This is a genomic window from Bordetella bronchiseptica (genome assembly GCF_900636925.1).
Taxonomy (GTDB): domain Bacteria; phylum Pseudomonadota; class Gammaproteobacteria; order Burkholderiales; family Burkholderiaceae_B; genus Bordetella; species Bordetella pertussis.
This window is the reverse complement of sequence record NZ_LR134326.1, coordinates 603,158-616,372: the sequence shown is the minus strand read 5'-3', so window position 1 is coordinate 616,372 and position 13,215 is coordinate 603,158. Positions and strand designations below refer to the sequence as shown.

General features: G+C 69.7%; 12 protein-coding genes. 1 reads left to right on the top strand and 11 read right to left on the bottom strand.

Annotation, left to right across the window (positions count from 1 at the left end; genetic code table 11):
- Window positions 1–152 precede the first annotated feature (152 nt).
- Window positions 153–1,778 carry a DUF342 domain-containing protein gene (locus EL288_RS02915; RefSeq protein ID WP_015064929.1) on the top strand — a complete coding sequence of 542 codons (1,626 nt, stop codon included), beginning with the start codon at window positions 153–155 and terminating at the stop codon, window positions 1,776–1,778.
- A gap of 93 nt (window positions 1,779–1,871) precedes the next feature.
- On the opposite strand, the gene EL288_RS02910 is transcribed toward EL288_RS02915, so the two are convergent.
- From EL288_RS02910 to EL288_RS02860, 11 genes are all read right to left on the bottom strand, one after another.
- Window positions 1,872–2,273: a RidA family protein gene (locus EL288_RS02910; RefSeq protein ID WP_003814990.1), complete on the bottom strand. Its 402-nt coding sequence runs from the start codon at window positions 2,271–2,273 to the stop codon at window positions 1,872–1,874.
- 24 nt (window positions 2,274–2,297) lie between these two features.
- Window positions 2,298–2,732, bottom strand: coding sequence for an acyl-CoA thioesterase (locus tag EL288_RS02905; RefSeq protein WP_003814993.1), 435 nt, complete (start codon window positions 2,730–2,732; stop codon window positions 2,298–2,300).
- Window position 2,733: 1 nt separating this feature from the next.
- On the bottom strand, window positions 2,734–4,383 hold the full coding sequence (locus EL288_RS02900; protein ID WP_003814996.1) for an AMP-binding protein: 1,650 nt from the start codon (window positions 4,381–4,383) through the stop codon (window positions 2,734–2,736).
- A 40-nt stretch (window positions 4,384–4,423) separates the two neighbouring features.
- On the bottom strand, window positions 4,424–5,593 hold the full coding sequence (locus EL288_RS02895) for an acyl-CoA dehydrogenase family protein (protein WP_003814998.1): 1,170 nt from the start codon (window positions 5,591–5,593) through the stop codon (window positions 4,424–4,426).
- 2 nt (window positions 5,594–5,595) lie between these two features.
- Complete coding sequence (locus EL288_RS02890) at window positions 5,596–6,453, bottom strand: enoyl-CoA hydratase family protein (protein WP_003815000.1); 858 nt, start codon at window positions 6,451–6,453, stop codon at window positions 5,596–5,598.
- A gap of 21 nt (window positions 6,454–6,474) precedes the next feature.
- A complete protein-coding gene (locus tag EL288_RS02885) occupies window positions 6,475–7,266 on the bottom strand; it encodes an SDR family NAD(P)-dependent oxidoreductase (protein ID WP_003815002.1) in 792 nt (263 codons plus the stop codon).
- Window positions 7,263–9,614, bottom strand: coding sequence for a bifunctional salicylyl-CoA 5-hydroxylase/oxidoreductase (locus EL288_RS02880; RefSeq protein WP_003815004.1), 2,352 nt, complete (start codon window positions 9,612–9,614; stop codon window positions 7,263–7,265). The genes EL288_RS02885 and EL288_RS02880 overlap by 4 nt, the downstream gene beginning before the upstream one ends.
- 205 nt (window positions 9,615–9,819) lie before the next feature.
- The gene (locus tag EL288_RS02875; protein WP_033446410.1) at window positions 9,820–10,524 is read right to left on the bottom strand and encodes an ABC transporter ATP-binding protein; all 705 of its coding nucleotides are present in this window, start codon (window positions 10,522–10,524) and stop codon (window positions 9,820–9,822) included.
- Window positions 10,518–11,312 carry an ABC transporter ATP-binding protein gene (locus EL288_RS02870; RefSeq protein ID WP_003815010.1) on the bottom strand — a complete coding sequence of 265 codons (795 nt, stop codon included), beginning with the start codon at window positions 11,310–11,312 and terminating at the stop codon, window positions 10,518–10,520. Before EL288_RS02870 ends, EL288_RS02875 begins: the two co-directional genes overlap by 7 nt.
- The gene (locus EL288_RS02865; RefSeq protein ID WP_003815011.1) at window positions 11,309–12,274 is read right to left on the bottom strand and encodes a branched-chain amino acid ABC transporter permease; all 966 of its coding nucleotides are present in this window, start codon (window positions 12,272–12,274) and stop codon (window positions 11,309–11,311) included. The genes EL288_RS02870 and EL288_RS02865 overlap by 4 nt, the downstream gene beginning before the upstream one ends.
- A gap of 3 nt (window positions 12,275–12,277) precedes the next feature.
- Window positions 12,278–13,198: a branched-chain amino acid ABC transporter permease gene (locus tag EL288_RS02860; protein ID WP_033459006.1), complete on the bottom strand. Its 921-nt coding sequence runs from the start codon at window positions 13,196–13,198 to the stop codon at window positions 12,278–12,280.
- Window positions 13,199–13,215 lie beyond the last annotated feature (17 nt).

The following is a 13,215-nucleotide window of genomic DNA, read 5'->3' as shown; positions in this document are numbered from 1 at the left end:
ACATAGCGCGAAATCCAGGGAAACCCCGGCTCGATTGATTTCACGATCTATGGCTTAATATAACTCGATATTTCCACATATTACCCACCTATGACATCGCCGACCGGCCCTGCCCCGACGCGCGGCAGCGGGCCGGACCCGGAGGAACAGACATGACCATCGCAAATGCGCTCCAGCTCGAGCTGGACGAGGCGACGTGCGTCCTATCGGCCGCCTATGCCCCGACCGGCGAGAACGACACGCTGCCCACCTGGGACACGCTGGTGGCGGCCGTGCAGGCGCGCGGATGGCCGGCCACGGTGCTCGACCAGATCAGCGCCATCGTGTTCATCGAACAATGCCGCGATACGGCCGGCCCGGTCGAGGCCTGCATCGGCGAGGTGCGCAACGGCACATTCGAGCTGGAGGTGGCCGAAGACCGCATGAGCGCGCAGCTGACCCTGCGTGCCCCCAAGGGCGGCCAGCCGGTCGGCGAATCCGACCTGCTGGCCGGCCTGCAGGCGCACGGCATCGTGCACGGCCTCATCCCCGAAGCGCTGCGCCAGGCCCTGGAGCGCGGCGCCTGCGAGGCCCTGGAGATCGCGCGCGGCACCCTGCCCGAGGCGGGCGAGCCGGCGCGCTTCGAAAGCCTGCTGGACGCGCTGAAGACGCGCCTGAGCGAGGATGACGAGAACGCCATCATCGATTACCGCAACCTGGGCGACCTGACCCTGGTGTCGGCCGGCACGCCGCTGATGCGCCGTATCCCGGCGACCCCGGGCCAGCCGGGCACCGACGTGCTGGGCGGCCCGGTCGCGCCGCCGGCCGTGGCCGACCCGCCCTTCGCCCCCAAGCTCAATGGCGTGGAGGTCGATCCGGAAGACCCCGGCCTGCTGCGCGCGGCCATCGCCGGCTCGCCCATGCTGGTGCAGCACGGCGCCACGGTCAATTCGCTGGTGGAAGTGCCCGCGGTGGACCTGAGCTCGGGCAACATCGACTTCGAGGGCACCCTGCGCGTCAAGGGCGACATCACCGCCGGCATGCACGTGCGGGTATCGGGCGATGTCGTGGTCAACGGCACGATCGAGGCGGCCCACGTCGAGGCCGGCGGCAACGTCACCGTCAACGGCGGCATCATCGGCAGCGCCGAAGGGGTCGCGGACAGCCGCGGCGGCAGCCGCATGGCCCGCATCGTCAGCGGCGGGTCGGTCAAGGCGCGCTTCATCGACAACGCGCAGGTGCGCGCCGAGAAGAACGTGGCGGCCGAACGCGAGATCCGCCAGAGCACGGTGACCGCCGGCGAAACCATCACCGTCGGCCCGCCGGGCTCGCAGCAGGGCGTGATCACCGGCGGCACGGCGCATGCGTACAAATCGGTGCACGCCGGAACGCTGGGCTCGATGGCCGGCATTCCCACCGTGGTGCGCGCCGGCCTGAACCCGCACGCCAACGCCAAGCGCGCCGCGCTGGAGACGCGCGCGCGCGAGCTGGAAGAGGAAAAGGCCAAGCTGGAAAAGCTGATCCTGTTCCTGCACAACAACCCGGCCAAGAACGTCAACAACATGAGCGAGCGCGCCCGCCAGACGCACGCCAAGATCAGCGCCGACCTGGTGGAGCTGCAGGCCGAGGACGCACGCCTGGCCAAGGAGCTGCAGCCCCTGGAGACCGCCATGATCGTGGCCTCGCGGCGCTTCTTCGGCGGCGTGACGCTGCACCTGGGCATGAAGGTGACCGAATTCCTGGAGGACCAGGTCGGCGGCAAGGCCGTGCTGGAACAGGGCGAGCTGGCGATCCGCTGACGGGCCGGGCAGTGGGGTGCCTGTCCCGGCGGGGACAGGCACCCTGGCCGCGGGTGTCGCTCCCCCTGCGGGACAGGCGCCCGGATCGCCGCGTCAGGGAATCACGGCGGTGACTTCGATTTCGACCTTGGCCCGGTCCTCGATCAGGTCGGCGACTTCGACCGCGGTCATGGCCGGGAAATGGCGGCCGATCAGCTCGCGATAGTGCTTGCCGATTTCCGGATAGGACGCCACGTACTCCGCCTTGTTCTTGACGTACCAGGTCATGCGCACGATGTGCTGCGGCCCGGCGCCGCCTTCGGCCATGATGGCCAGGACATTGACCAGGGTCTGGCGCACCTGCTCGGCGAAATCGTCGGTCTCGAACTGCTGTTGGCCGTTCCAGCCCACCTGCCCGCCGACGAACACCAGCTTGGAGCCGACCGCCATCTCGGTCAGCGTGCCGTTCGAATAGCCTCGCGGCGCGAGCCAGTCCGGCGGTTGCAGAATTTTCATGTCATGGATCCTCTTGTAAAAACGTTATGCGTCCCGCGCCTGCGGCGACAGGAACGCCTGCATGCGGGCGCGCAGGTCATCGGGTAGCGGCGTCGAGCGCATGCTGCGCAGGTCCACCGTGACGATGGTCAGGTCGGCCGACAGCCGCAGACGGTCGTCCGGCCCCAGAAACCGCACATCCGCGCGAAACGACGCTCCCCCGATGCGTCGCACGCTCAGCTCCTGCCGCAGGCGTTCGTGCCAGCGGCTGGGCGCGCTGAAGTCGCACTGCACCGACGCCAGCGGCGTACCGATATGGCGGTCCACGTGCAATGCATGAAACGGCAGGCCCATGCCCTTGTCGAACCACTCTTCGACAAAGTCATTGATCATCTCGAAATAGCGCGGGTAGAACACGATGCCGGCCGGGTCGCAATGCCGGAACCGCACCTCCACCTCGCTGACGAACGGCTCGGCCACCTCAACCCTCCGCCGCCATGCGGCGCAGCGCGAAACGCTGCAGCTTGCCCGTCTCGGTGCGCGGCAGCGCATCGACGAACTCGATGGCGCGCGGATACTTGTACGGCGCGATGCCGGCCTTGACGAAGGCCTGCAGCGCCGCGGCCAGCGCGTCGTCCGGCTCGTAGCCGGGCTTGAGCACCACATAGGCCTTGACCAGCTGCCCCCGGTCGTCGTCCGGCGCGCCCACCACCCCGCACTCGGCCACCGCCTCGTGGCGCAGCAGCGCGTCCTCGACCTCCGGGCCGGCGATGTTGTAGCCCGCCGAGATGATCATGTCGTCGTTGCGCGCCTGGTAGAAGAAATAGCCATCGTCGTCGCGCAAGAAGGTATCGCCCGGCAGGTTCCAGCCTTGCTGGACGAAGCGCTGCTGGCGCTCGTCGGCCAGATAGCGGCAACCGGTGGGGCCCTTGATGGCCAGCCGCCCCACCGTGCCGTTGGGCACCGGGCGCATCTGCTCGTCGACCACCTCGGCCACGTAGCCCGGCACCGCTTTGCCGATGGCGCCCTGGCGGACCTCCTCGGGCGGGCTGGAGACGAACACGTGGATCATCTCGGTGCCGCCGATGCCGTCGATCATCTCGATGCCGGTGGCCTGCCGCCACAGCTGGCGGGTGGCGTCGGGCAGCGCCTCGCCGGCCGACACGCTCTTGCGCAGCGACGAGATGTCGTACTTGGGCGCGAGCGCGGCCATCTGGCGATAGAAGGTCGGCGCGGTGAACGAGATGGTGGCGCGGAAATCGTGGATCAGCGCCAGCAGCGTGTCGGGGCTCAGTTTCTCGGCCAGCACGGCGCTGGCGCCCACGCGCAGCGGAAAGCACAGCAGCCCGCCCAGCCCGAAGGTGAAGGCCAGCGGCGGCGTGCCGCAGAAGATGTCGTCGGGCCCCGGCCTGATGACGTGGCGCGGGAACAGGTCGCACATGGCCAGCACATCGCGGTGGAAATGCATGCAGCCCTTGGGCGCGCCGGTGGTGCCGCTGGTGAAGGCGATCAGGCACACGTCGTCGGCGGCGGTGTCGCAGGCCGGGAAATCCTCCGGCTTGGCCGCGGCGCGCGCGTCCAGCGCATCGGGCGCGCCGTCGTTGAACAGCATGACCTGGCCCAGTCCGGGGCAATAGTGCTCGTGGGCGGGCGCGGCGCAGTGCAGCGCCTCGTCCTTGAGCCGGGCATCGCACAGCACGGCCTGCACCTGCGCCTTCTCGATGATCTGCCTGAGCTCCTTGGCGCGCAGCAGCGGCATGGTGGGCACCGTGACCAGCCCGGCCTTGATCGCGCCCAGCCAGGCGGCGGCCATCATCGGATTGTTGGGGCCGCGCAGCAACAGGCGGTTGCCCGGCACCAGGCCCATGTCCTCGACCAGCACGCGGGCGATGCGGTTGGTCAGCGCCTGCAGCTGGCCGTAGGTCATGGTCTCGATCCGCTCGTCCTGGCGCCAGCGCAGCGCCACGCGTTCGCCATGGCCTTGGCGCACCATGGCGTCGACCAGCTCGGCGGCGCAATTGAAGCGCTTCGGATAGGCCACGTCGGGACCGTCGAGCAGGAATTCGGGCCACTCGCTCGCGGGCGGCAGGTTGTCGCGCGCGAAGCTGTCCAGGTGTGCGGAGGGTTCCATGGTTGTTTCCCCTGTGTCGATGATGTGGATCTCGCCGCGCTCAGGACTTGAGCAGTTCCCGGGCGATGATCAGTTTCTGCACTTCCGTGGCGCCCTCGTAGATGCGCAATGCCCGGATCTCGCGGTAGAGGCGCTCGACCGTGGCGCCCGCCACCACGCCCGCGCCGCCGAACATCTGCAAGGCCCGGTCGATGACCGCCTGGGCCGATTCGGTGGCCGTCATCTTGGCCATCGCCGCCTCCCGCGTGGTGCGCACCTCCTGCACGTCGCGCATCCACGCGGCGCGGTAGGTCAGCAGCGCCGACGCATCGACGGCGGTCGCCATGTCGCCCAGCGCGGCCTGCGTCAGCTGCAGGTCGGCCAGGGTCTGGCCGAACATGCGGCGCCCGCGCGCCCGCGCCAGGCCCTCGTCCAGCGCCCTGCGCGCAAAGCCCAGCGCGGCGGCCGCCACCGAGGCGCGGAAGATGTCCAGCGTCATCATGGCCAGCTTGAAGCCCTGCCCCGCCTCGCCCAGGCGCCGGGACGCCGGGATGCGGCAGTCGGCAAAGCGCAGCCGGGCCAGCGGATGCGGCGCGATCAGGTCGATGCGCTCGGCGATCTCCAGCCCCGGCGTGCCGGCATCGACCACGAACGCGCTGATGCCGCGCGCGCCGGGCGCCTCGCCGGTGCGCGCGAACACGCAATAGAAATCGGCGATGCCGCCGTTGGAGATCCAGGTCTTCTCGCCATTGAGCACATAGCCGTCGCCGTCGGCGCGCGCCTCGCAGGCAAGCGCCGCCACGTCCGAACCCGCCTCGGGTTCGGACAGCGCGAAAGCGGCGATCGCCTCGCCGCGCGCCACCGGCGGCAGGTACTGTTGACGCAGCGCATCGCTACCCATCAGCGAAATGGCGCCGCTGCCCAGCCCCTGCATGGCGAACGCGAAATCGGCCAGCCCGTCGTGGCGCGCCAGGGTTTCGCGCAGGATGCACACGGCGCGCGAGTCGACCTTGGGCAGGCGCCCGCCCCAGCCGCCGCCCGGCCCGGCCGGCACCGCATATCGCAGCCAGCCGGCCTGGCCGAGGCTGCGCACCAGGGCGCGGCAGGCGGCGTCGGTGTCGCGATGGTCGATGGCCGCCAGCGCCGGGCCGCACCAGGCCTCCAGTTCGCGCGCCAGTTCGCGATGGAGGGGGTCGAAGAAGGGCCAGTCCTGCCAGGAAAGATCCGGCATGCTCAGTCCCCCTCGAACACCGGCTTGCGCCTGGCCACGAAGGCATCGTAGGCGCGGCGGAAATCCTGCGTCTGCATGCAGATGGCCTGCGCCTGCGCCTCGGCCTCGATGGCCTCGTCCACGCCCATGTTCCATTCCTGGTGCAGCAGCTTCTTGGTCACGCCGTGCGCGAAGGTCGGACCGGCGGCCAGCTGCTCGGCCAGCGCCAGCGCCGCGCCGGACAGCTCGGCCGGATCATGCAGCGCATTGAAGAACCCCCATTGCAGGCCCTCGTCGGCATTCATGGCGCGGCCGGTGTACAGCAGCTCGCTGGCGCGGCCCTGGCCGATCATGCGCGGCAACAGCGTGCAGGCGCCCATGTCGGCGCCGGCCAGCCCCACGCGCGTGAACAGGAAGGCCGTGCGCGCCGCCGGCGTGCCCAGCCGCATGTCCGAGGCCAGCGCCATCATCGCCCCGGCGCCGGCGCACACGCCGTCCACCGCCGCCACGATGGGCTGCGGACACGCCCGCATGGCCTTGACCAGGTCGCCGGTCATGCGGGTGAAGTCCAGCAGCTCGGGCATGCTCATGCGCGTCAGCGGCCCGATGATCTCGTGCACATCCCCGCCCGAGCAGAAGTTGCCGCCCGCGCCGGTGAGCACCACGACCTTGATGTCGGTGGCGTAGACCAGGCCGCGGAACAGATCGCGCAGCTCGGCGTACGAGTCGAACGTCAGCGGGTTCTTGCGTTCCGGCCGGTTCAGCGTGATGGTGGCGATCTTGCCGTCGTCGGACACCTGCCACTGGAACGTGCGCGCGGCATGGCCGGCATACGGCCGCTTGTGGTGCTTCATGGTGTGGACTTGCTCGGATTGCGTCATTTCCTCTCCGTTTTCGGGTTCTCAGCCAGTCATGACTTCGCCGCCGTCGACGGCGATGGCCTGGCCGTTGATGGCTGCCGAGGCGGGCAGGGCCAGCCAGGCCACGGTTTCCGCGACTTCCTCGGGGTTGATCAGGCGTCCTTGCGGATTGCGTTCGGCCAGCGTGGCGCGCGCCTCGGCCTCGCTCAGGCCGGTCTTCTCCACGATGTTGGCCACCGCGCCGCGCACGATGTCGGTTTCGGTGTAGCCCGGGCACACGGCGTTGACCGTGACGCCCTTGCGCGCCGTCTCCAGCGCCAGCGCGCGGGTCAGGCCCACCACGCCATGCTTGGCGGCGCAGTAGGCGCTGACGTAGGCGTAGCCGATCAGGCCGGCGGTGCTGGCGACGTTGACCACCCTGCCCCAGCCGCCATCCAGCATCCCCGGCAGGGCCGCCTGGATGCAGTGGAACGTGCCGGTCAGGTTGACCGCCAGCATGCGCTGCCACAGCGCCTCGTCGGTGCGGTCGAAGCGCTGGCTGACCGCCTGGCCGGCGTTGTTGACCAGGATCGCGACCGGCCCGAGCGCGCGCGCGGCCTGCTCGAATGCCGCGCGCACCGAGGCGGCGTCGGCCACGTCGGCGCTGGCGGTCTGCACCCGGCCGGCGCGCGCCAGCTGGTCGGCGGCGGCATCCAGGGCGCCGCCGTCACGGCCCAGCAAGGTGACGCTGGCGCCGCGCGCCAGCAGCGCGCGCGCGCACGCCAGCCCGATGCCGCGCGCACCGCCCGTAACCAGGGCGTGGCGCCCGGCCAAGGCCTGTGTGGATGTGCTCATTTGATGTCCAGTTGCGCCAGCATGGCGGCGCGTTCGAAATTGGTTTCCAGCTGCCGCTTGCCGGCCACGTACTGGTCGGGCCAGTGCACATCGCGATAGCCCACGCGGGCCGCCTCGCGCAACGTCCAGGCCGCATCGGCCAGGTGCGGGCGCGCCAGCGCGCACAGGTCGGCGCGGCCCGAGGCGATGATGCCGTTGGCGTGGTCGGCCTCGAAGATCGCGCCCACCGCGATGGTGGCGATGCCGGCCTCGTTGCGCACCCGGTCGGCGAACGGCGTCTGGTACATGCGGCCATATACCGGCTGCTGGTCGGGGCTGACCTGTCCCGACGAGCAATCGATCATGTCCGCGCCCGCCGCCTTGAAATGGCGGGCGATCTCGACCGCGTCGTCGGCGGTGATGCCGCCCTCGACCCAGTCGTGCGCCGAAATCCGCACCGACATGGGCAGCTCGGCCGGCCAGGCCTGGCGCACCGCGCGGAACACTTCGAGCGGATAGCGCAGGCGGTTCTCCAGGCTGCCGCCATACTCGTCGTCGCGCTGGTTGGTCAGCGGCGAGATGAACGACGACAGCAGATAGCCGTGGGCGCAATGCAGTTCCAGCCAGTCGAAGCCGGCCCGGGCGGCGCGCCGGGCGGCGGCGGCGAAGTCCTCGCGCACGCGGTCCATGTCGGCGCGCGTCATGGCGCGCGGCGTCTGCGACACGCCCGGCAGGTACGGCAGCGCCGAGGCCGACAGCAGCGGCCAGTTGCCCTCGGGCAGCGGATGATCCATCTGCTGCCAGCCCAGCTGGGTCGAGCCCTTGCGGCCGGCATGGCCGAGCTGGATGCCGATGCGCGCGGCGCTGTTGCCGTGCACGAAGTCGACGATGCGGCCGAAGGCACCGGCCTGCTCGTCGTTCCACAGGCCGGGGCAGCCCGGGGTGATGCGCGCGTCGGGCGAGGGGCAGGTCATCTCCACCATGACCAGCCCCGCGCCGCCCAGCGCGCGCGCCCCCAGGTGCACCAGATGGAATTCGCCGGGCACGCCGTCGACGCAGGAGTACATGGCCATGGGCGAGACCACGATACGGTTGGCCAGCCGCACGCTGCGCGCCTGGAACGGCGTGAGCATGGGCAGCGGCGCCTGCGCGCCCGGCGCGGGCCCGGCCCCGGCGCGCTCGGCGATCCAGGCCTCGTATCCTTGCAGCCATGCGGCATCGCGCAGCCGCAGGTTCTCGTGCGAGATGCGCTGCGAACGGGTCAGCAGCGAATAGGCGAATTGCTCGGGCTCCAGGTTGGCGTAGCGCCGCACGTTCTCGAACCATTCCGTCGAGTTGCGCGCCGCGTTCTGTATTTTCAGCACTTCCACGCTGCGCACATCTTCGTAGTGCTGCAGCGCGCCGCGCAGGTCGCCGCGCCGGCCGTCCAGGCAGCGCGCCAGCTCGATGGCGTCTTCCAGGGCCAGCTTGGTGCCCGAGCCGATGGAAAAGTGCGCCGTGTGGGCCGCGTCGCCCATCAGCACCACCGGCACGTCGCGCTCGCCGCGCGGCGTCTGCAGGCGGTTCCAGCGCACCCAATGCGGACAGATCACGCGCGGGAAGCGGATCCAGATGGCCGCGCCGCGTATGTGCTTGGCGTTGCTGATCAGGCGGTGGCCGTCCAGCCAGGGTGCGAACAGCCGCTCGCAATAGGCGATGCCGTCTTCCTGGCTCATGCCCTCGATGCCGGCGGATTGCCAGGTTTCCTCGGGCGTCTCGACGATGAACGTGGACAGCCCGTCCTCGAAGCGATAGGCATGGGCCTGGAACCAGCCGTGTTCATTCTGCACGAAGGCGAACGTGAAGGCGTCGAATACCTTGGTCGTGCCCAGCCAGACGAAGCGGCAGCGGCGCTGGTCGATATCGGGGGTGAAGGTGTCGGCGTAGCGGGTGCGCACCACGCTGTTGATGCCGTCGGCGGCGATGACCAGGTCGGCGTCGTAGTCGCGCGCCAGGGCCTGGTCGTCCTGCACGAAGGTCTCGAACACCAGCTTGACGCCGACCTCCTCGCAGCGGGCCTGCAGGATGTTGAGCAGGTGCTTGCGGCCGATGCCGATGAAGCCGTGGCCACTGGTGCGGATGCTGCGGTCCCTGTAGTGGATCTCGATGTCGTCCCAGTGGTTGAACGCGTCGCCGATGGTCTTGGCCGATACGGGGTCGGCCTGGCGCAGGTTGTCCATGGTGGCGTCGGAGAACACCACGCCCCAGCCGAAGGTGTCGTAAGGGCGGTTGCGCTCGATGACGGTCACTTCGTTGGCCGGATCCTGCAACTTCATCAGCAGGCCGAAATACAGGCCGGCGGGGCCACCGCCCAGGCAGACTATCTTCATCGCGTTACACGCTCCGTGGCAGGCGCCGCCCTGTCCCGCGCGGACGCGCCTGATATGTTCAACCCTTGATAGTTTAGGCTTGAAATATATACCCTAGGGACGGGCTTCGCAAGACGGGTTTCCCGCAGGAACGTGCCGTCCCCAAAAGCGCTGCGCCGGACAGGCCGGCGCAGGAAGGAAGACTTCGGGAAGGCGGGCGCCGCGCTCACACCCCCAGATAGCGCTCCCACAGGCCGCGATCGGCGTCCAGCGCCGCGGAATCGCCCTTCCAGACCACCTTGCCGCGCTCCAGGATGACATGGCGGTCGGCCAGGCCGAGCAGGCGTTCGACGTATTTGTCGATGACCAGGATGGTCTGGCCGGCTTCGCGCAGCCGCGCCAGGCAGGTCCAGATTTCCTCACGGATCTTGGGGGCCAGCCCCTCGGTCGCCTCGTCCAGGATCAGCAGGCGCGGATTGGTCACCAGGGCGCGGCCGATGGCCAGCATCTGCTGCTCGCCGCCGGAGAGCTGGTTGCCCATGTTGCCGGCGCGCTCGCCCAGGCGCGGGAACAGTTCGAACACGCGCTGCGGCGTCCAGGGTTGGCCGATGGACGGATTGCGCGCCGCCACGAAGGCCGTCAGGTGCTCGCGCACCGTCAGGTTGGGAAAACACTGGCGCCCTTCCGGCACGATGGCCAGGCCGGCGCGCGCGATGCGGTCCGGGCTCCAGCCGCCGATCTCCTGGCCAGCGAACCGCACCGAGCCGGCGCGCAGCGGCAGCTGCCCGAACAAGGTGCGCAGCAGCGTGGTCTTGCCCATGCCGTTGCGGCCCAGCAGCGTCACCACCTGGCCGGCGCCGATCTCCAGGTCCACGCCGAACAGCACCTGGCTGGCGCCATACCCGCTTTCCACGGCGTTCACATTCAGCATCGGGCGCCCTCCAGCGCGGCGGTCTGTTCCTCGTCGCCCAGGTAGGCCTGGCGCACCTCCGGATTGGCGCGGATCTGCTCGGGCGTGCCGGTGGCGATCACCCGGCCGTACACCAGCACCGAGATGCGGTCGGCCAGCCGGAACACGGCCTGCATGTCATGCTCGACCAGCAGCATGGCGGCCCGGCCGCGCAGCGTTTCGATCAGCTCGGTCAGCCGCAGGGTTTCGTCCGGCCCCATGCCCGCCATGGGCTCGTCCAGCAGCAGCACGCTGGGACGGGCCGCCAGCGCCAGGGCGAACTCGACCTTGCGCTGCTCGCCGTGCGGCAGCGTGCCGGCCGGACGTTGCAGCATGCCGGCATCGATGGCGCACTGGCGCGCCAGCTCGTGGGCGGCATCGTAGAGTTCGCGTTCGGCGGCGCGCCGGCGCCAGAAACGGAAGCTGCTGCCGGCGCGTGCCTGCACGGCCAGCAGCAGGTTGTCCAGCACGCTGAACGATTTGAAGATATTGGTGATCTGGTACGAGCGCGACAGCCCGGCGGCCACGCGCTGGTGCGCATTGAGCGCGGTGATGTCGCGCTCGCCCATCTTCAGGCTGCCGGCATCGGCCGGCAGCGTGCCCGACAGCAGGTGGATCAGCGTGGACTTGCCCGCGCCGTTGGGGCCGATCAGGGCGTGGATCTCGCCCGGCGCCAGCGTGAGCGAGACCCGGTCGGTGGCCACCAGCGCGCCAAAGCGCCGCACCAGTCCGTCGGCCCGCAGCGCGGGGGAAGCAGCAGGCGCGTTCATGTTCCGGCCCTCGTCGAATCGGCGCCGGCGCGGCCGGCGAACCAGGGGCCCACCAGGCCCACCAGCCCGCGCGGCGCGCCCAGCACCACGCACAGCAGCAGCACGCCCAGTGGCAGGTGCCAATACTCGGTCCATTGCCGCAGCACTTCTTCCAGCACCAGCATGACCACGGCGCCGGCCACTCCGCCATAGCGCAGGCCGATGCCGCCGACCAGCACCATGATCAGCAGGTTGGCCGATTGCGTCCAGTGCATGAGGCTGGGCGAGATGAACAGGTTGTGGTTGGCCAGCAGGGCGCCGGCCAGCCCGGCCGCGGCGCCGCTGATGACGAAAGCCGTCAGCTTCAGCCGGTACACCGGATAGCCCAGCGACTCCATGCGCGACTCGTTCTCGCGTATGCCCTGCAGGGCGGCGCCGAAGCGCGAATCGACCACGCGGCCGAACACGCCCATGAGCACGGCGAACAGGACCAGCACCAGATAATAGAAAGTCAGGTCATTGGCCAGGTCCAGCCCGGGAAGCGTGGAATAGCCCGACAGGTTCAGGCCGTCCTCGCCGCCATACTGGCGCAGCGAAATGAACACGTAATAGACCATCTGGGCGAACGCCAGGGTAATCATGATGAAGTACACGCCGCGCGTGCGCAGCGAGATCGCGCCGGTGATCCAGGCCAGCGCGCCGGCCAGCGCGATCGCCGCCGGCCAGGCCAGCAACGCCGAGGTGATGCCGGCCGCCCCCAGGATGCCGACGGCGTAGGCGCCGGCGCCGAAGAAGGCGGCATGCCCCAGTGCCACCATGCCGCCGTAGCCCAGGATCAGGTTGAGGCTGGTGGCCGCCAGCGCGTAGATCAGTACGCGCCGCACGAACGAGATATAGAAGTCCAGGCCCAGCGCCGGCGCAACCAGGGGGAAAAGCGCCAGCGCGGCCAGCAGGGCCAGCGTCCACAGAGTCGATCTATGCATGGCTCACCCGCGCGCCGGAAACAGGCCGGCCGGCCGGAACACCAGCACCCCCGCCATCAGGACATAGATCGCGATGGCCGCCAGCGTCGGCCCGACGCTGGAAGCCACGGCGGGCGGAAACACCTGGCGCAGCAGCATGGGCAGGAAGGCCCGGCCGGCGGTGTCGACCATGCCGACCAGCAGCGCGCCCACGAAGGCCCCGCGAATCGAGCCGATGCCGCCGATGACGATGCACACCAGCACCAGGATCAGGATTCCCTCGCCCATGCCGATCTGCACGGCGGTCACCGGCCCCAGCAGCGCGCCGGCCACCGCGGCCAGCATCGCGCCCAGCACGAACACGCCCAGGAACAGCAAGGGCACGCGCACGCCCATCAGGGTCGCCATCTGGCGATTGGAGGCGCCGGCGCGCACCAGCACGCCGGCGCGCGTGCGCGTCACGAACCAGTACAGGCCGGCGGCGGCCGCCAGCCCGAACACGATGATCATCAGCCGGTAGGCCGGATACAGCAGATCGGGCAGCAGGCGCACCGGGCCGGACAGGGCGGCCGGCATGTTGAGCATGACGGGCGCCGGCCCCCAGATCATCTTGACCAGGTCATTGGCGATCAGGATGACGGCGTAGGTGCCCAGCACCTGGGCCAGGTGGTCGCGCACCGCCAGCTTGCGGATCAGCGTGAGCTCGAGCACCGCGCCCACCAGGCCGGTGGCCAGCGCGGCCACCAGCACCGCCGCCATGAAGGATCCGGTGCGCTGCATGGTTTCGGCCGCGACATAGGCGCCGGCCATGTAAAGCGAGCCGTGCGCCAGATTCATGATGTCCATGATGCCGAACACCAGGGTCAGGCCGGCGGCAATCAGAAACAGCATCAACCCGAACTGCAGACCGTTCAGCAACTGCTCGACGATCAACGTAAACGTCATGAAACACTACCCCCGCG

What these genes read in the sequence shown, in the direction of transcription:
- EL288_RS02915 (WP_015064929.1), top strand. Translation starts at nt 153, where the DNA reads ATGACCATCGCAAATGCGCTCCAGCTCGAGCTGGACGAGGCGACGTGC.
- EL288_RS02910 (WP_003814990.1), bottom strand. Translation starts at nt 2,273, where the DNA reads ATGAAAATTCTGCAACCGCCGGACTGGCTCGCGCCGCGAGGCTATTCG.
- EL288_RS02900 (WP_003814996.1), bottom strand. Translation starts at nt 4,383, where the DNA reads ATGGAACCCTCCGCACACCTGGACAGCTTCGCGCGCGACAACCTGCCG.
- EL288_RS02895 (WP_003814998.1), bottom strand. Translation starts at nt 5,593, where the DNA reads ATGCCGGATCTTTCCTGGCAGGACTGGCCCTTCTTCGACCCCCTCCAT.
- EL288_RS02890 (WP_003815000.1), bottom strand. Translation starts at nt 6,453, where the DNA reads ATGACGCAATCCGAGCAAGTCCACACCATGAAGCACCACAAGCGGCCG.
- EL288_RS02885 (WP_003815002.1), bottom strand. Translation starts at nt 7,266, where the DNA reads ATGAGCACATCCACACAGGCCTTGGCCGGGCGCCACGCCCTGGTTACG.
- EL288_RS02880 (WP_003815004.1), bottom strand. Translation starts at nt 9,614, where the DNA reads ATGAAGATAGTCTGCCTGGGCGGTGGCCCCGCCGGCCTGTATTTCGGC.
- EL288_RS02875 (WP_033446410.1), bottom strand. Translation starts at nt 10,524, where the DNA reads ATGCTGAATGTGAACGCCGTGGAAAGCGGGTATGGCGCCAGCCAGGTG.
- EL288_RS02870 (WP_003815010.1), bottom strand. Translation starts at nt 11,312, where the DNA reads ATGAACGCGCCTGCTGCTTCCCCCGCGCTGCGGGCCGACGGACTGGTG.
- EL288_RS02865 (WP_003815011.1), bottom strand. Translation starts at nt 12,274, where the DNA reads ATGCATAGATCGACTCTGTGGACGCTGGCCCTGCTGGCCGCGCTGGCG.
- EL288_RS02860 (WP_033459006.1), bottom strand. Translation starts at nt 13,198, where the DNA reads ATGACGTTTACGTTGATCGTCGAGCAGTTGCTGAACGGTCTGCAGTTC.